At 61.1% G+C, this 16,573-nt stretch carries 15 protein-coding genes; 5 read left to right on the top strand and 10 right to left on the bottom strand.

The genetic code is table 11. The features are described 5' to 3' along the window. Positions 1 to 40: 40 nt before the first annotated feature. From RTH74_RS09035 to RTH74_RS09020, 4 genes are all read left to right on the top strand, one after another. On the top strand, positions 41 to 853 hold the full coding sequence (locus RTH74_RS09035) for an XAC2610-related protein (protein ID WP_316914448.1): 813 nt from the start codon (positions 41 to 43) through the stop codon (positions 851 to 853). Between the two features lie 119 nt (positions 854 to 972). Then, positions 973 to 1,521: a sigma-70 family RNA polymerase sigma factor gene (locus RTH74_RS09030; protein ID WP_099523769.1), complete on the top strand. Its 549-nt coding sequence runs from the start codon at positions 973 to 975 to the stop codon at positions 1,519 to 1,521. Beyond that, complete coding sequence (locus RTH74_RS09025) at positions 1,518 to 2,231, top strand: anti-sigma factor domain-containing protein (protein ID WP_316914447.1); 714 nt, start codon at positions 1,518 to 1,520, stop codon at positions 2,229 to 2,231. Before RTH74_RS09030 ends, RTH74_RS09025 begins: the two co-directional genes overlap by 4 nt. A gap of 182 nt (positions 2,232 to 2,413) precedes the next feature. Next, positions 2,414 to 3,193, top strand: coding sequence for a DUF4394 domain-containing protein (locus tag RTH74_RS09020; RefSeq protein WP_316914446.1), 780 nt, complete (start codon positions 2,414 to 2,416; stop codon positions 3,191 to 3,193). A gap of 62 nt (positions 3,194 to 3,255) precedes the next feature. Here the strand turns inward: RTH74_RS09020 and RTH74_RS09015 are convergent, their stop codons facing one another. The 7 genes from RTH74_RS09015 to RTH74_RS08985 form a co-directional block, all read right to left on the bottom strand. After that, positions 3,256 to 4,044 (bottom strand): dienelactone hydrolase family protein, encoded by a 789-nt coding sequence (locus RTH74_RS09015; protein ID WP_316914445.1) that lies wholly within the window; start codon positions 4,042 to 4,044, stop codon positions 3,256 to 3,258. Between the two features lie 95 nt (positions 4,045 to 4,139). After that, the gene (locus RTH74_RS09010; RefSeq protein WP_316914815.1) at positions 4,140 to 5,144 is read right to left on the bottom strand and encodes a two-component system response regulator; all 1,005 of its coding nucleotides are present in this window, start codon (positions 5,142 to 5,144) and stop codon (positions 4,140 to 4,142) included. Next, positions 5,144 to 8,833 carry a PAS domain S-box protein gene (locus tag RTH74_RS09005; protein ID WP_316914444.1) on the bottom strand — a complete coding sequence of 1,230 codons (3,690 nt, stop codon included), beginning with the start codon at positions 8,831 to 8,833 and terminating at the stop codon, positions 5,144 to 5,146. The genes RTH74_RS09010 and RTH74_RS09005 overlap by 1 nt, the downstream gene beginning before the upstream one ends. A 136-nt stretch (positions 8,834 to 8,969) precedes the next feature. Further along, positions 8,970 to 10,868, bottom strand: a complete 1,899-nt coding sequence (gene htpG, locus RTH74_RS09000) for a molecular chaperone HtpG (RefSeq protein ID WP_316914443.1) — start codon at positions 10,866 to 10,868, stop codon at positions 8,970 to 8,972. 101 nt (positions 10,869 to 10,969) lie between these two features. Beyond that, the gene (locus RTH74_RS08995; protein WP_316914442.1) at positions 10,970 to 12,217 is read right to left on the bottom strand and encodes an MFS transporter; all 1,248 of its coding nucleotides are present in this window, start codon (positions 12,215 to 12,217) and stop codon (positions 10,970 to 10,972) included. A 69-nt stretch (positions 12,218 to 12,286) separates the two neighbouring features. Further along, complete coding sequence (locus RTH74_RS08990; protein WP_316914441.1) at positions 12,287 to 12,733, bottom strand: PaaI family thioesterase; 447 nt, start codon at positions 12,731 to 12,733, stop codon at positions 12,287 to 12,289. Next, positions 12,730 to 13,209: a PaaI family thioesterase gene (locus tag RTH74_RS08985; RefSeq protein ID WP_316914440.1), complete on the bottom strand. Its 480-nt coding sequence runs from the start codon at positions 13,207 to 13,209 to the stop codon at positions 12,730 to 12,732. The genes RTH74_RS08990 and RTH74_RS08985 overlap by 4 nt, the downstream gene beginning before the upstream one ends. Before the next feature lie 174 nt (positions 13,210 to 13,383). On the opposite strand from RTH74_RS08985, the gene RTH74_RS08980 reads away from it, so the two are divergent. After that, positions 13,384 to 13,680, top strand: coding sequence for a hypothetical protein (locus tag RTH74_RS08980; protein WP_003460576.1), 297 nt, complete (start codon positions 13,384 to 13,386; stop codon positions 13,678 to 13,680). Positions 13,681 to 13,722: 42 nt separating this feature from the next. On the opposite strand, the gene RTH74_RS08975 is transcribed toward RTH74_RS08980, so the two are convergent. From RTH74_RS08975 to brnQ, 3 genes are all read right to left on the bottom strand, one after another. Then, a complete protein-coding gene (locus tag RTH74_RS08975) occupies positions 13,723 to 14,118 on the bottom strand; it encodes an MAPEG family protein (RefSeq protein WP_125836437.1) in 396 nt (131 codons plus the stop codon). Continuing rightward, positions 14,115 to 14,849: a DUF599 domain-containing protein gene (locus RTH74_RS08970; protein WP_099523748.1), complete on the bottom strand. Its 735-nt coding sequence runs from the start codon at positions 14,847 to 14,849 to the stop codon at positions 14,115 to 14,117. The genes RTH74_RS08975 and RTH74_RS08970 overlap by 4 nt, the downstream gene beginning before the upstream one ends. Before the next feature lie 105 nt (positions 14,850 to 14,954). Continuing rightward, on the bottom strand, positions 14,955 to 16,271 hold the full coding sequence (gene brnQ, locus RTH74_RS08965) for a branched-chain amino acid transport system II carrier protein (protein WP_316914439.1): 1,317 nt from the start codon (positions 16,269 to 16,271) through the stop codon (positions 14,955 to 14,957). Between the last annotated feature and the right edge of the window lie 302 nt (positions 16,272 to 16,573).

Genomic DNA, 16,573 nt, shown 5'->3' with positions numbered 1-16,573 from the left:
AGGCGCGCAACGGCGCCTGTCACCGCAAAGGACTGCCCTCTTGCCTCTGTATCGCACCCTCGCGGGCCTGCTGCTTTTACCTACGCAGGCCCTGGCCGATCTACCCCATTTCGAACCTGAGCCCGGACTGCATGCCCAGGTACAGCAGCAAGGCGAACGCTATTTTCTGCAACAACCCGACGGCAGCCGCTTCGAGCTAAGCATTCCCGAAGGCAACGAAGTCGACGCGCCCAGCTTCGATGTCGATGACTACGATCTCGATGGCTACCCCGATCTGGCCATCCGCGTATCGGTCGGGATGGTCAACTCCGCCTACCACGTTTATCTCTACCGCCCAGCACTGCGCCGCTTCGAGCGCTTGCAGATGCCGTCTGCGCTGATGGAGCGTGCCAATTGCTCGGAACTGTCGGAGTTGCAGCCCAATGCAGAGGAACGGGCGCTTTACAGCCACTGCCGCAGCGGGCCGCGTTGGTACTACGACGCCTACCGTTTCGACGCCTCCGGCACGCCCTGGTTGTACAAAACGCTGCAGGTTCGCAACGACTACGATCCCGACGCCCCGGTGTTCTTCCCGGTATTCGAGAAGACGCTCGACCCTCAGGGCAAGGTCATCGCCAGCCGCGCGCTCGACGACAATGACCAAGCGCAGACCTGGACGGTACCCGCCTCACGCCTGTACCTCCACACACGCCCGGACGACGCCAGCCGCGGCAAGGCCTACCTGATCGTGGGCGATGTCTGCGAAGTCCTCGATCAGCAGGGAAACTGGCTGCTGATTCGTTACGCCTCGCGCAAGGGACCATTGGAGCGCTGGGTGTCACTCGACGAGGCCTACGGCCAAACTCGGCCATGACGCCTCTCCCTTTGAATATGCTGTAACGCCTTCGCATTTTTTTGTTACCTGTGCGTGATCCAGAAGCGCAGTTGCCGGGTATAAGCTGCATGCGGATTTCTCAGGCCAACGGATGACCCATGGCAGATCGCAACTTCGATTACGAAAGCACCCTGGAAGCCTGCGCACGCGGCGACGAACGTGCCTTCCAGGCGCTTTACCGGCAGGAGGCTGGGCAGTTGCTCGGCCTGGCCATCAGCATGCTGGGCCGACGCGACATTGCCGAGGACTGTCTGCACGACGCTTTCGTGCGCATCTGGCAACACGCTGCGCGTTTCAGACGCGAGCTCGGTAGCGGCCGCGCCTGGGTACACAGCATCCTGCGCTACCGCGTACTCAACGCCCTGCGCAGTGGTGGCAGGTATGCCGAAGTCGACGATGAATTCATCGAACGCGTGCTGGACGACAGCCCGCAAGCCGAAGCGCAGGCGCTGGAGCAATCCGAACAGCGCCTGCTGCGTCGCTGCCTGCAGCGCCTGGAAAAACCGCGACGTCACCCGATCCTGCTGGCGTTCTACCGTGGTCTGACCCACGAGCAGATCGCCAGTCGCCTGAGCACACCGCTGGGCACCATCAAAGGCCGTATCCGCGCCGGCCTGCGCGCGCTGCAGGAGTGTCTGCAAGCATGATTCCGCACGATCCCGAAGAACGCCGTGCCTTGATTGGCGAGTACCTGCTCGGTCTGCTCGACGAGCAGGACGCCGCCGAGGTTCAGCAGTTGCTCGAATCGGATGAAAGTGCTACCCGTATGGCCCTGGAATGGGAACGGCACTTTCTCGACCTGAGCGACCAGCTACCGGCACAAGCCCCCTCGCCGGCACTCTGGGCCCGTATTCGACAGAGCCTGGGCCTGCACGATGCGCCACGCGCCAGCCCGCTGAGCAACTGGTGGAACAGCCTGCTGACCTGGCGCCTGACTGCAGCTGCGCTGGCCATGGCGCTGCTCGTAGCCGTTCTGATGCCGCTGTTGCGTACCCCGGATATCGCCGGCGAACGCTACACCGTGGTGCTGCAAGAGCCGGGCGAGGCTGCCAAGCCTGGCTGGGTGATCCAGGTCAGCAGTGACGGCACGCTCTCGCTTGATCCGCTGGTCGCCGATCAGGTTCCTGACGGTCGCGCACTGCAGTTCTGGACGCTGATCGACCCGGCCGACGGCCCGCGTTCGCTGGGCCTGGTCGAAGCCGGCCAGCCGCTGCGTCTGCCTGCCGAGCAAATCGGCGCCGTACAGGCCGGCCAGTTGTTCGAGCTGACTCTCGAACCGGCAGGCGGCTCGCCCTACAACCGCCCCAGCGGCCCGGTGCTGTATATCGGTCGCGCCGTGCTGGCCAGCGCCAACTGAGCAGGTTGCCGGCCGCCTGGCCGGCAGCTTTTCTCCCCCGATTACCCTGCGAAAAAATATTTTCATCCGCCGACATCCAACCCCGTTCCTCGCGGGTATAGCTCACAGGTGTTTCGTCGAGGCACCTGCGAAGCCGGCCAGCTGGCTTCGTCTCGATGCTGAAACCTTTATGAGGAACAACCATGAAACGCATCACTACCCTTTGCACCGCCGGCCTGCTGACCCTGAGCGCAGGTGCCGCCAGCGCCACCGAACTGCTCGCACTGGGCGCCGACGGCAAGCTGTTCAAGGTCGATGTCGACAGCCTCAAGGTCACCGGCAGCATGGCTGTCAGCGGTGCCAGCGACCTGCGCGGCCTGGACGTACGTCCGGCCAGCGGCCAGGTCTACGCCCTCAGCGGCACCGATCAGCTCTACACCCTGGACGCCGCCAGCGGTAAGGCGACCGCAGGCAGCAAGCTGCAAACCGCATTGGCTGGCAGCGGCCAGGCCGTGGTCGACTTCAACCCGGTGGCCGACCGCCTGCGCCTGCTCGGCCCGGACGGCACCAGCCTGCGGGTAAACGTCGATACGGGTGAAGTCGCCGTAGACGGCAAGGTCGCCTACGCCGCCGATGGCCCTTACGCCGGCAAGCAACCCAAGGTGGTCGCCGGTGCCTACACCAATGCCTATGCCGGCACCCAGAGCACCGCGCTGTACAACATCGACCTGGCCAGCGGCAGCCTGATGCTGCAGAACCCGCCGAACGATGGCGTACAGCAGGAAGTCGGCAAGGTCGCCGATGGCCTCAAAGCGGCCGCAATGGATATCGCTAGCGACGGCAAGGGTGGCAACACGGCCTACGTGCTGACCGGCAAGACCCTGCACAAGCTGGATCTGGACAGCGGCAAGCCCACCACCCTGGGCGACGTCACGGATCTGCCGGACGGCATCATCGACATCGCCGTGCTGCCAGCGAAGTAAGATGAAAAAAGGCTGCGCCCATTGGGCGCAGCCTTTCGTTCAACGCGCGGCAAAGCCGCGTGTCACTGCTCGGCGAACACCTCATCGAACAGATCGTTCATCGCCTTGAATGCCCGCGCAGCAACAACCGGGTGGTATTCGTTGCGACCCGGCACGTTGGCCTTGGGATTAGTGAACGAGTGCACGGCGCCGCCGTAGCTCACCAACTGCCAATCCACCTTGGCAGCCTTCATTTCCGAGACGAAACCGTCGACCTGCTCCTGCGGCACGGCCGGATCGTCCGCACCATGCAGTACCAGTACCGGCGCCTTGATGTTCTTGGCATCGGCCGGGTTGGGTGTATCCAGGTTGCCGTGGAAGGAGACGAAGCCCTTCAGCGGCGCGCCCGAACGGGCCAGCTCCAGTACCGTGCCACCCCCGAAGCAGAAGCCGATGGCGCCGAGTCTGTCGAGATCCAGCGCCACCTCGCCGCTCTGCGCCTTGAGCACATCGACCGCTGCCTGGGCGCGCTTGCGCATCAGCGGACGGTCGGCGCGTACCTTGCCGGCCGCGGCGCCTGCCTCATCAGCGTTGCTGGGACGAATGGACTTGCCGTACATGTCAGCAACGAACACCACGTATTTGTCGCCCGCTGCGCGCGCCGCCTTGGCCACGGTGTCCTGGTTGACGCCCATCCAGTTGGGAACGGCTAACAAACCGGGGCGCGGGGTTGTCACCGAGTCGTCATAAACCAGCACACCCTCGAAAGCCTCGCCTTCGATCTCATAGGAAATCGGCTTGGTCACGACGGCCGCATCGGCAAGACCGGCGAATGCCGCGCACAACAGGGGAACCAGTGTCTTCTTCTGCATGGTGAGGCCTGCCCTTGGCAATGGTAGGCCCCTAACAATAGCCTTACCGTGGACAATGACCAAGTCGATATGAGGCGGTTTTTAGACAGGAGGTTTCAAGCGGCGGGCTGCTCGGCCCAGCGCTCCTTGATCTGCAGAATTTCGGGCAGGCAGGCGATGAACAGCTCGACCAGGCGCGGATCGAAATGACGACCGCTCTGCTCACGCAGGAAGTCGACCGCAGCCTCCACAGTCCATGCCTGCTTGTAAGGGCGCACGCTGGTCAGCGCATCGAACACATCGGCGATGGCGACGATGCGGCCCTCAAGAGGGATGTCTTCGCCACTCAGGCCATTGGGGTAACCGCTGCCATCCCACTTCTCATGGTGCGACAGCGCGATCAGTTGCGCCGTGCGCAGCAGTCCCGAACTGTGTTCGCCGATGATTCGCGCACCAATCTCCACATGCTGGCGCATCACCTGCCACTCCTGCTCGTCCAGCTTGCCCGGTTTGCGCAGCACGGCATCGGGTATACCGATCTTGCCGACATCATGCATCGGTGCCGCATTGAGCAATTCCTCGGCAGCGCTCTCGCTGAAGCCGGCGGCCAGGGCCAACACCTTGGAGAAATGGCTCATGCGAATAACGTGCAAGCCAGTCTCGTTGTCCTTGTATTCAGCCGCCATGCCCAGGCGCTGGACGATCTGCAAGCGAGTCTGTTTCAGCTCGTCGACCCGCACCAGTGACAGGTGCGTACGCACACGCGCACGCACGATCGGCGGGCTCACCGGCTTGGTGATGTAATCCACCGCGCCGACCTCGAAGCCACGCGCTTCATCGTCGACATCGCCGAGGGCGGTAACGAAGATCACCGGAATCGTATGTAGTAACGGATTGGCCTTGAGCTGTTCGCACACCTCATAGCCAGTCATGCCCGGCATCATCACGTCGAGCAGAATCAGGTCGGGCCGCTCACGCTCGGCCATTTCCAGGGCGCGCGGCCCTTCCTTGGCGAACAGCAGGCGATAGTCGTCCTGCAGGATATGGCGCAGCACCTGCAGGTTAGTGGGTTCGTCGTCGACCAACAGCAATAGCGGGCGAGTATCGGAAGCCAGGGTCATCATGCAGTCGCGTCCTCATCTTGCAGTCGCAGCAACAGTTGATCGAGCACCCGCAAGGCCTGATCGAAATCAAAATCATCCAGCGCCTGGCGTATGTCGTTCAAGGCCGCGCTGTAGGACGTGCCCTCGGCGGTCTGCGCCATGGCAGCAAGGGCCTCATCGTCCAGACCGCCCCGCTGCAGCGCCTGTCGCAGCTGACTTGCCTGTTCACGCAGCGAGCGTGCGTCAACAGCCGAACTTTCGCTCGTAGACGCCGTATCCGGCACCTGCGGCACTACGTTCTTGACCGTCAGAAGGGCCTGCTCAAGCTCCGCAATCAATGCGGGCAACCCCTGCTCGTCCTGCGCCTGAAACGCCCGCTCGACCGACTGCCCCAGACTGGCAAGGCTGCTCATGGCCAGGTTTGCGGCAGCGCCATGCAGGCGATGCGCAAGCGCCTCGCCCTCTTGCCAGTCGCGTGCCGCCAGCAGTCGACTGAGGCGCACCGCCAGATCATGTTGTTCGCCAATAAACGTATTGATCGCCTGAGCCATACGCAGCGGCCCGCCCCACAGGCTGCTGCCGCGCACCCAGTCGAACAGGCCGTCGTCGGCGACACGAGTGGCACTGACTACTGCGCTGGGTACATCGGTCAGCCCGAGCAGGCGTGCAATTTCCCAGAGCAGTGCGTTGAGATCCAAAGGCTTCGAGGCGAAACCATTCATCCCCGAGTCCAACGCAGCCTGACGGTCCTGATCAAGTACGCTGGCGGTTAGAGCGATGATCGGAATCGGCTCTCGCGCCTCGGCGGCTTCCAGCTGGCGGATCCGTCGTGACGCTTCCAGGCCATCAACACCCGGCATCTGCACATCCATCAGGATCAGATCGAAACGCTGCTGGGTGAACGCCTGTATTGCGCCTTCACCATCGGCGACGCAGTGTATGCGATGGCCGAAATGCTCCAGGGTCAGTTGCAACAATTCGAGGTTCTGCGGCACGTCATCGGCAGCAAGAATATTCAGCTGCCCCAGTTCAGGCAGCACGGCGCGTTGCTGCGACGCCAAGCGCTTGCCGGCGCGCAGCGGCAATTCGATGCTGAAGCAACTGCCTTGCCCTTCGGTACTTTCGACCCGCAAGCGCCCCCCCATCAACTCGACCAATTGCCGAGAGATGGTGGTACCGAGGCCGGTACCACCGAAACGTCGACTCATCGACGCATCGGCCTGAGCGAAAGGCTCGAAGATTTTCTCCAGGCGGTCGGCTGCGATACCGATGCCGGTGTCTTTCACCGCCAGACGCATCGCGCCTGGCTCCCCCGTCACCTTCAGACGAACCTCGCCGTGCAGGGTGAACTTGACCGCATTGCCCAGCAGGTTGGTCAGGATCTGTTGCAAACGCAGTGGGTCGCCGCAGAAAAAATCGGTAGTCGTAGCCGGATAATCCAGATGCAGTTGCAAGCCTTTGCTTTCGGCCGCCAGACGCTGCGTCGCGAGTACCTGCTCGCACAGTTCGCGCAGGGAGAAATCCAGCTGTTCCAGCTCGATGGCACCACGGTCGAGCTTGGCCGTGTCGAGGATGTCATTGAGCAAGCCCAGCAGCGAACGCGAGGAATGCTGCACGGTGCTCAGGTGACGACGCTGCTCGTTGGAAAGGGGCGTTTCCAGCAGCAGGTCGGTAAAACCGATGATGGCATTCATCGGCGTACGAATTTCATGACTCATGTTGGCCAGGAAGCTGCTGCGCGCGGCAGCGGCGGCCTCGGCGCGATCACGGGCAGCCCGCAACTCCTGCTCCATCAGGCGTCGCGGGGTCAGATCAGTGGCCAGCTTGACCACTTTGAACGGCTTGCCGTCGGTATTGAAGATCGGGTTGTAGCTGGCCTGAATCCAGACCTCACGCCCATCCTTGCCTTTGCGACGATACTCACCAGTTCGGAAGTGGCCGGCTCGCAGGTCAGCCCAGCCCTGATGGTAGCTCTCACTCGCAATCTGCTCCGGGTAGCAGAACATGCGGTGATGGCGACCGACTACTTCCTCGCGCTCATAACCGAACAGTGCCAGGGCATTATCGTTGACCTCCAGGAGGTTACCCTCAAGATCGAATTCGATCAGCGCCATGGCCCTGCTGATCGCCGTCACCTTGCCTTCATACTCGGCGTTGCGTCGTTTGTTTTCGGTCTGATCGAGCAGCACGCCATCGATCCAGCGCGGCACACCTTGCTCATCGCAAACCGCACTGCCACTTTCCCAGATCCAGTGCTCCTTGCCGTCACGGTCGAACAGACGATACTCGACCGTGTAATTACGCCCCTGCTCGATGGCTGCAATCACCTGATCAGCAGTGGGCTGGTAGTCATCCGGGTGGTAAAGATCGGCGATCGAGCATCGCTGGCTGATGAAATCGTCAGCACTCCAGCCGGTCAGGGTCTGCACGGCATCGCTGATGAACAGCATGGTCCAGTCACGATCGAGCAGGCAGCGAAACGATACGCCAGGAATGTTGCTGATCAGCGAACGATACTGCTGCTCACTGCTGCGCAAGGCTTTTTCCATACGCTGTCGCTCGCTGATGTCGGCAACGAACACCACGAACAGCGGACGGCTATCCGCGTGAGTGATGCCAATGCTGATGCGTATGGGTTTTTCTTCGCCACCGCGGGTCAGGCACACCAGCTCCTGTTCGCCTGTCGGCAGCGTCAGGCGGCCGGTTCTGAGGTAGTCGGCCAGTAGCGTCTCCATCTCACCGACATAGCGAGCAGGCACCAGAGAGCGCATATGCATCCCCACCAACGCCTGTGGATCCCAACCGAACAGCTGCGAGACCGCACGGTTGGCCGAACGCACGATGCCGCTATGGTCGACGGTGATGATGGCATCCAGGGCAGTATCGAAGATCGAGCGCAGGTGCTGCTCGCTGACCTTGAGCTGACGACTCATACGTCGGTAGTGCAGCAGTGTGTTGACCGCTACCACGAAGACGGTCAGAGCAACGGTCAGTAACGTGATGGCAATGGCGATATAGCCGCTGTCGACTATCCCCATAGGTGCATCCGACTCGGGCGTGCCGACGAAGCGCGCCGCCGCCATTCCCGTGTAATGCATGCCACTGATGGCCAGCCCCATGACCAGAGCGCTGAGCAACAGCGCCCAGAGCGCCGGCAAACGCCCCTGCAGACCGAAGCGTACCCACAACGCCAGAATGGCAAGGGCAACGGCGACGACGATGGACAGGGCAAACATCCAGGGGTCATAACGTAGCAGCGGCGCCATCTGCATCGCCGCCATACCGCTGTAGTGCATGGCGCCAATACCGGCACCAACCAGCACACCACCGACACAGAGTTGCAGCAGGCTCAGGTCACGCCGCGCCAACAGACTCAGAGCGACCCAGGAGGCAGCCAGGCTCGGCAGCATCGATAACAGCGTGATCCCCAGATCGAAACGCACCGCCGCACACAGCTCGAAGGCGAGCATGCCGAGAAAATGCATGGCCCAGATGCCACCGCCGAGCGCGAGCGAGCCGGTAAAGATGGTGATTTGTCGGGCGACGGGGTGCGTGCTATTGCGGGCTTCGCCAGCCAGTTGCAAGGCCATGCCAGCGGCGAATACGGCAATGGCCAGCGACAACAGCACCAGCTCGGGGTCGTAGCGACTGAGCACGAGGACACTTGGGTCCGCACCCATGATGAAGAACAACTCGAGAATCGACATACAACCCCAGGGCGCCGGCAGAAAGCCAGCTAATTGCCACCATCTGAAACGACGGGACTGCGCTTGTCAAATCCAGCTGAGCTATAGCGCCCATAGAAAAGCCCGCCGAAGCGGGCTTAGTCTAGTACCTGACCTGTCAGGCAGAAAGCTCTACCAGCAACTTGTTCAGACGCTGCACGTAAGCGGCTGGGTCTTTCAGGCTGTCGCCAGCGGCCAATGCGGCCTGGTCGAAGAGGATGTGCGACAGATCAGTGAAGCGATCCTCGTCCGGCTCAGCATCCAGGCGCTCGATCAGCGGGTGCGCAGGGTTGAACTCGAAGATCGGCTTGGCATCCGGCACTTTCTGCCCGCTGGCCTCGAGGATCTGGCGCATCTGCAGGCCGAGATCCTGCTCGCCGATGGCAAGAATAGCTGGCGAGTCGGTCAGGCGGTGAGATACGCGTACCTCGGCGACCTGCTCACCCAGCGCCCCCTTGAGGCGCTCGATCAGCCCCTCCTTGGCCTTGGCGACTTCTTCCTGGGCTTTCTTGTCCTCTTCCGAGTCCAGTTCGCCCAGATCCAGGTCGCCACGGGCCACGTCGACGAACTGCTTGCCATCGAACTCGGTCAGGTAGCTCATCAGCCACTCATCGATACGGTCGGTGAGCAACAGCACTTCGATGCCTTTCTTGCGGAAGACCTCCAGGTGCGGGCTGTTCTTGATCTGTGCGTAGCTTTCGCCAGTTAGGAAGTAGATCTTGTCCTGACCTTCCTTGACGCGGCCCAGGTAGTCAGCCAGCGAAACCGACTGCTCGTCACCTTCACCAGCGGTGGAGGCGAAACGCAGCAGGCCGGCGATCTTCTCCTTGTTGGCGAAGTCTTCCGCCGGGCCTTCCTTAAGTACCTGACCGAAGGCCTTCCAGAAGGTCTTGTAGTCGTCCGGTTTATCCTTGGCCAGCTTCTCCAGCATGTCCAGAACGCGCTTGGTCAGCGCCGATTTCATCGAATCGATGACCGGGCCGGACTGCAGGATTTCACGGGAAACATTCAGCGACAGATCGTTGGAGTCGACCACACCTTTGATGAAGCGCAGGTACAACGGTAGGAACTGATCGGCCTGGTCCATGATGAATACGCGCTGCACGTAAAGCTTGAGACCCTTGGGCGCCTCGCGCTGGTACAGGTCGAACGGCGCACGGCTAGGCACGTAGAGCAGCGAGGTGTACTCCAGCTTGCCTTCGACCTTGTTGTGGCTCCAGCTCAGCGGGTTCTCGAAGTCATGGCCGACGTGCTTGTAGAACTCCTGGTATTCCTCGTCCTTGACCTCGGTACGCGGACGGGTCCACAGGGCACTGGCGCGGTTGACGGTTTCCCACTCGATTTCGGCTGGCTTGTCTTCACCGTGATGCTCCTTCGGCAACTCGATGGGCAGCGCGATATGGTCGGAGTACTTCTTGACGATATTGCGCAGGCGCCAGCCGTCGGCGAACTCTTCTTCGCCGCTCTTCAGATGCAGAACGATGCGGGTACCACGCTCGGCTTTCTCGACGTTGGCGACTTCGAACTCGCCCTCGCCTTTGGATGACCAATGCACGCCTTCGCTGGCTGGGCTACCGGCACGGCGACTGAATACCTCGACCTCGTCGGCGACGATGAAGGCCGAGTAGAAGCCGACGCCGAACTGACCGATCAGGTGCGAATCCTTCTTCTGGTCGCCGGAGAGATTCTTCAGGAAGTCGGAAGTGCCGGATTTGGCGATGGTGCCCAGGTGCGCGATGACCTCCTCGCGATTCATGCCGATGCCGTTGTCCTCGAGGGTGACGGTCTTGGCATCCTTGTCGAAAGACAGGCGGATCTTCAGATCAGCGCCGCCTTCGAGCAGCTCGGGCTTGGCCAGCGCCTCGAAACGCAGCTTGTCAGCGGCGTCTGAGGCGTTGGAGATCAACTCGCGCAGGAAGATTTCCTTGTTCGAGTACAGGGAATGGATCATCAGGTGAAGCAGTTGCTTCACCTCGGTCTGGAAGCCCAGGGTTTCTTTTTGAGTTTCCACACTCATGGTCTTCTAACTCCATCTGTAGGACAGGAACCGCTACGGCGGCGATGACCTACAAATGGGGCCAGCCAGATAAATTTCAAGGGCTTAGCAGAAAACCGTTGCTACGGCTCCAGCAGTTCCAGGCGACCGATTTCTTCCGCTTTGAAACTGAAGCTGGCCTGGCCGCCGCCAGTGCCCATCTGTTGGCTCAGAAGAATGCTGCCATCGTTATCGATACCGACGAAACGCCCCTCCACCGTGCCGCCATTGGCGCGACTCAAGCGCATGCTGAGGTTGCGGTACTGCTCTGGGTTGCGTTGCAAGCGCGCCAGACTGAAACGCTGACGACGATCGACCGGACGACTTAGGCGCTCCTCGACGGGCGTTGCTTCAACTTGTTGCGCCGGTTGTTTGGCCGCGACGGTGGGCAATGCCGGGAAGCGATCGCCATCCACCATCCAGCCCTGCTCGGAACGTTTGTGCAAACGTATGGGCAAGCGCTCGTTACGCCCGTCGACCTGAGCATCGACCTGCAACTCCAGGGTATCGCCCTCGAAGGTGAATACCGGCAGTTTCAGCTCACGCACGTCGCGCGTGGCGAAACGCCGCTGCAGGTAATCCTGGAGGAGATAGGCGACAGTGTCGCGCGAGTCGAAGCGCGCATCGATGTGGCCATCGACATAGCGCAGGCGATCACGATACAGCTCGACCCGGCCACTCAGGCTGGTTTTGAAGCGCGGCGGCAAGACCAGATGGAAATCGCCGACCAGTCGGTTCGGCTCCTGCGGCTGCAGGTCCAGATGCAGGGTGTAGCCACGGCTCAGACGACGAGCCTCGGGCAGATCCTGCTCCGGTAACAGCCAGCTCAGCTCCACCTCGGGCAGGTTACCGCTGTCCTGGGGCAATACGTCGATACGTATCGGACCGTCGACCGGCTGCGGCAGACGAATGCTCAATTCGCGCAAGGCGAAGAAATCCAGGCCTTCGCGCAACACCAGCACACCATCGATCAGCTCACCCTGCTGCGGGTGAAATGGTTGCCCGTTGAGCTCACCGCCCAGATTGATGGCCAGCTCGGCCGGCGCCTGCACTTCGGGCTTTAGCCAGTCCAGGCGGACTATCGCCGCCAGACGTTCGGCATCCTTGCTGGCCAGCAACGTGAGACCTACCACCAGGGGAATCACACCAAGCCCGATCAGAGTGACCGCACTGCGCGCTCGCTGCCAGTGGCGCACGATGTAAATCAAGGTAATCGGCGGGATCAGGCTGCCCCAGCCCCACAACAGGCTGGTGGCGAACGCCCGCATGACCAGCCATACCAGACCAGCCAGCATCAGCAGCAGGCCACCAATTATCAGCAACGCATCCATCTACAGGGTCCTTGTCATGATTTCGCTGCGCTGCCGATCCGTTCCAACTGCCGGGCAAGTCTCAAGCGCTCAGGGCTCATCGACCTTGAAGTGGGCACGGGCGGTGGCAATCGGTTCGGCCTGCTTGGTCTGCCAGGCGGTAATCGCCACGTTGGCCACCCGACGCCCCTGCCGCCAGACCTGGCACTGCGCATAGGTGTCACGATAATGGCCGGCGCGCAGGTAATCTATCGAGAAGTCGATGATTTTGGGCAAATGTGGAATGCCCATGAACATCAATAGATGAAGCATGGCCGCATGCTCCATGAAACCGGCGATTACGCCACCATGCAGCGCCGGTAGTACCGGGTTGCCGATGCAATCGCGATTGGCTGGCAGACGAAAGACCATGTCGTCGCCCAGGCGCAGACACTCGATGCCCAGCAGTTTGGCGTAAGGGATCAGGCTGATCAGCGGGTCGTAGTCGTTCTGCTGGTGCGCACGCGCCACCAGTTGTTCAAGGCTCAACTCGCTCACGTGCCACCGCCTTGCTGAATATTCTGCTTCAGCTCAGCGCCACCCTGCGCGGCCTTGCCCATGCGCATGAAGGTGCCGACCACGTGGGCAATCGGTTGCTGCGGGTCGTCCTGATAAGCGTAGCCGCGGGTGAAGATGATGTTGGGGGTAACGCGATAACACTCGGCGAAACCGAACACATCCTTGCCGGGCTCGGCCGGGTGCATGTAGTCGATACGCAGATCGAGAGTCGGGCAGATCTCGAACTCCGGCAGTACGCAGACCGTGGAGATACCACAGGTGGTGTCCATCAGCGTAGTGATGGCACCACCATGAATCACACCGGTGTCCGGATTGCCAACGATATGTGGTGTGTATGGCAAGCGCAGCGTCAGTCCTTTGCCGTCGGCCGACTCGACACGCATGCCCAGCACCTGACAATGACGCAACGCGGACAAAAACCGCTGTGCCCGCTCCTGAATCGACTGCTCGCTCATCACCCTGCCGCTCTGCTATGGCAAAAACAGCGAATGATAGCGCCTTGTGCCTGGACTCACACCGGTCCCTGTGCCGCGCTCATCGCCTTGGGAACTTATTGGCACTACCGACATTCGAAGTGACTGTGTGTTCTGGGGTCAGCCCAGCCACTTATAACTCTCACACATGGAGTGATGACCGTGAACAAACCTCTGACTTATGCCCTGCTGCTTGCCACTGCCCTGGGTCTCGCCGCCTGCGAGAAAACCCCGGAAGACAAGATGGAGTCGGCCAAGGAGTCAGTCTCCGAAGCGATGGAGAACCTGGGCGATGCAGCCAAAGACACCGGCGATGCCATCGAGCAGAAGACCAACGAAGCCTTGGGTAATGAACCTACCACTGGCGAAAAAATTGAGGATGCGGCCAGCGATGCGGCAGACGCCATCGAGGACGCCGGCGACGAAGCCAAAGACGCTGTCGACGGTCAGTAACCTAAGCTGAAAACCAAGAAGGCCCGCAATGCGGGCCTTCTTTTATTTCAGCGCCGGGCTGATCATCAGCAGCAGGCTACAGGCCAGGCCCACCACCCATACCAGGCTGCGCTGCCAGTGCAGATCCCACCAGTAGAACAGCATATACAGCACGCGACTGATAACGAAAGTGACGGCCAGAATGTCGATCAAAAAGCCGTAAGTCTGCGTGGTATGCGCCATCAGCACACCAACCGCGAACAGCGGGAACGCCTCGATGCTATTCAAATGCGCGGCCAGAGCACGCGCGCCGAAACCCGTTAGCCGCGCCTGCTGGGCGCGCGGGTGATGGTTGTCATAGCGACCACCGCCCTCCTCGGCCATGGCCTTGGCCACCGGGGCCTTGGCGATGAAGATCAACAAGGCGCTGATGAAGACGCACCAGAACGGAAGACTCATTCACTCTTCTCCTTGGCCACCTCGGCGGCCGGCGTTGGCGTATAGACCATCACTTCCAGAACATCGGAATGGAATTCTCGGCGATACAGCACCACGACAACGCCGGCAGTCACCAGCATGAAGAACCATGGATTGATGAACCAGGACAGGGTTGCCATACCGAAATAATAGGCGCGCAAACCGAAGTTGAACTGGTTGGCCGCCATCGAAATTACTCGCGCCGTGCGCTCAGCGAAAGCCTTGCGCTCCTGCTCGGTGACATGCCGCTCGCCCAACATTGGCGCCGAACCCACCAGCACCGCTGCGAAGTTGTACTGACGCATGCACCAACTGAAGGTGAAGAAGGCATAGACGAAGATGATGCCCAGGCACAGCAACTTGATCTCGGATAGACCACGACTGGCTTGCTGCACGAAGGGAATGTCAGCCAGCAGCGACAAGGCACGGTCGGAAGCGCCCAGCACGGTGAGGATACCGGCCAGGATAATCAGCGTGCTGGAGGCGAAGAACGAGGCATTACGCTCGAGGTTACCGATCACGTTGGCGTCGGCAATGCGATTGTCGCGCAGCAGCATACGGCGCATCCAGTCTTCACGGTACAGATGCAGGACACTGGCGAGGCAGGGAGTGGTTTGCGCCTTTGCCGAGGCATAACGGGTGTAGCCGCCCCAGCACAGAACGAACCACAGCGCGGCCAGAAAATGAGGCAAATACGGGTAGCTGTTGAGCATGCCAACTCCTTGTAAGACTGCGAAGGATTATAGCCAGGCTGCCTCTTTCCTTGTTCGACAAAAAAGGCCGCCTCGTGGGCGGCCTTATTTTGTTTCGAGCGTGCCTTACGCAGCAGTAGCGCTCTGACGCAGGCTCAGGATGCGATCCAGTGCCACCACCAGAACCAGCGTCACCGCCACCGGCAGCAGCCAGCCCAGGCTCTGGCCGGCCAAAGGCAACTGCCCGAACCACGCGGGGACCTTGTCCGCCCAGGGAGTCGCGGCAACACCGTCGGCAACGCCGAAGACCAGCGTAACGGCCATCACCGGCACGAAAACCCGCGACTGGGAGATCCACAGACGGTTGGCCAGGCTCAGCGCAACCAAAACGATAGCCAGCGGATAAAGTCCTACCAGAACCGGAATCGAGAAACTGATCAGTTGAGTCAGGCCCTGATTGGCCACCACCAGACTGAATAGGCCGAAGACGATCACCACGCTACGGTAGGAAACCGGCAACAGCTTGCTGAAGAACTCACCACACGCAGTCAGCAGGCCAACCGCAGTGGTCAGGCAGGCCAGGGTGATAACCACCGCCAGCAGCAGGCTCCCGGTAGTACCGAAGGTGTGCTGCACGTAAGTGGTCAGCACCTGCACACCGTTCTGCGCATCACCCGCGATGCCCTGACTGGTAGCCCCGAGGTAAAACAGCGCCAGATAAACCAGCGACAAACCGGTGGCGGCGATGACGCCAGCGATCACCGAGTAACGTGTGACGAGGCCGGCATCGCTAACACCACGGTCACGAATGGCGCTGGCGATCACGATGCCAAACACCAGTGCGCCCAGGGTATCCATGGTCAGATACCCCTGCAGGAAGCCCTGCACCAACGGCGCGTCACGGTAGCTTTCAGCTACAGCGCCAATCTCGCCAGCAGGCGCGAACAGCGCAGCACCGCCCAACACCAGCAGCGCAGCCAACAGGACCGGCGTGATGAATTTACCGATACGGTCGACCAGTTGACCGGGATTGAGCGACAGGAACAGCACAGCCGCGAAATACACCAGGGTATAGATCAGCAGTGGCGCACCGTCGTTGCCGGTGAACGGCGCGATACCCATCTCGAAGGACACCACGGCGGTGCGCGGCGTAGCGAACAGCGGGCCGATGGCCAGGTACACCGCTACCGCAAGGATTGCACCCGCCACTTTACCCAGTGGCGCGGTGAGCAGATCCATGCCGCCGCCCACTCGGGCCAGGGCCACCACAGTCAACAGCGGCAGGCCGACACCGGTCAGTAGAAAACCGATGGCGGCAGGAAGCAGGTTCTCCCCTGCAGCCAGGCCGGCACTTGGCGGGAAGATGATATTGCCTGCGCCGAGAAACAACGCAAATGTCATGAAGCCGAGGGCCAGGAGGTCCGAGCCTTTCAAACGAGTCATAAAGGGAAATACCACAGACAGGAAATCGAAGAGTTGCGGGGGTTTCCTTGAGGGATCGGGGAAACGTCGCCCGAGCGTTTTGGCTCGAACCACTGCAGGCATCGCCAGGCGCTTGTGGCGCCACGGACACGATAAGGCGCGCATACTAACGAAAAGCGTCCATCAGCAGCACAGTTGGCGGACGAGCTGTCGAACTGGCGTAACTGACTGTCGCATCGGCAAAAAAAATCGAAAATCTGACCACCACACTTGCGAAATTCTGCCTCCGTCATCTGAAACGCCCATTACAGACTCGCCAACTC

It is taken from the genome of Pseudomonas sp. zfem001 (assembly GCF_032621725.1).
In the GTDB taxonomy this organism is placed as follows: domain Bacteria; phylum Pseudomonadota; class Gammaproteobacteria; order Pseudomonadales; family Pseudomonadaceae; genus Aquipseudomonas; species Aquipseudomonas sediminis.
Note: the sequence above shows the minus strand (reverse complement) of the source record. Positions and strands in the feature narration are given on the sequence as shown.

What these genes read in the sequence shown, in the direction of transcription:
- RTH74_RS08975 (WP_125836437.1), bottom strand. Translation starts at nt 14,118, where the DNA reads ATGAGTCTTCCGTTCTGGTGCGTCTTCATCAGCGCCTTGTTGATCTTC.
- brnQ (WP_316914439.1), bottom strand. Translation starts at nt 16,271, where the DNA reads ATGACTCGTTTGAAAGGCTCGGACCTCCTGGCCCTCGGCTTCATGACA.
- htpG (WP_316914443.1), bottom strand. Translation starts at nt 10,868, where the DNA reads ATGAGTGTGGAAACTCAAAAAGAAACCCTGGGCTTCCAGACCGAGGTG.
- RTH74_RS08980 (WP_003460576.1), top strand. Translation starts at nt 13,384, where the DNA reads ATGACCGTGAACAAACCTCTGACTTATGCCCTGCTGCTTGCCACTGCC.
- RTH74_RS09010 (WP_316914815.1), bottom strand. Translation starts at nt 5,144, where the DNA reads ATGACCCTGGCTTCCGATACTCGCCCGCTATTGCTGTTGGTCGACGAC.
- RTH74_RS08995 (WP_316914442.1), bottom strand. Translation starts at nt 12,217, where the DNA reads ATGGATGCGTTGCTGATAATTGGTGGCCTGCTGCTGATGCTGGCTGGT.
- RTH74_RS09005 (WP_316914444.1), bottom strand. Translation starts at nt 8,833, where the DNA reads ATGTCGATTCTCGAGTTGTTCTTCATCATGGGTGCGGACCCAAGTGTC.
- RTH74_RS09030 (WP_099523769.1), top strand. Translation starts at nt 973, where the DNA reads ATGGCAGATCGCAACTTCGATTACGAAAGCACCCTGGAAGCCTGCGCA.
- RTH74_RS09025 (WP_316914447.1), top strand. Translation starts at nt 1,518, where the DNA reads ATGATTCCGCACGATCCCGAAGAACGCCGTGCCTTGATTGGCGAGTAC.
- RTH74_RS08970 (WP_099523748.1), bottom strand. Translation starts at nt 14,849, where the DNA reads ATGCTCAACAGCTACCCGTATTTGCCTCATTTTCTGGCCGCGCTGTGG.
- RTH74_RS09020 (WP_316914446.1), top strand. Translation starts at nt 2,414, where the DNA reads ATGAAACGCATCACTACCCTTTGCACCGCCGGCCTGCTGACCCTGAGC.
- RTH74_RS08985 (WP_316914440.1), bottom strand. Translation starts at nt 13,209, where the DNA reads ATGAGCGAGCAGTCGATTCAGGAGCGGGCACAGCGGTTTTTGTCCGCG.
- RTH74_RS09015 (WP_316914445.1), bottom strand. Translation starts at nt 4,044, where the DNA reads ATGCAGAAGAAGACACTGGTTCCCCTGTTGTGCGCGGCATTCGCCGGT.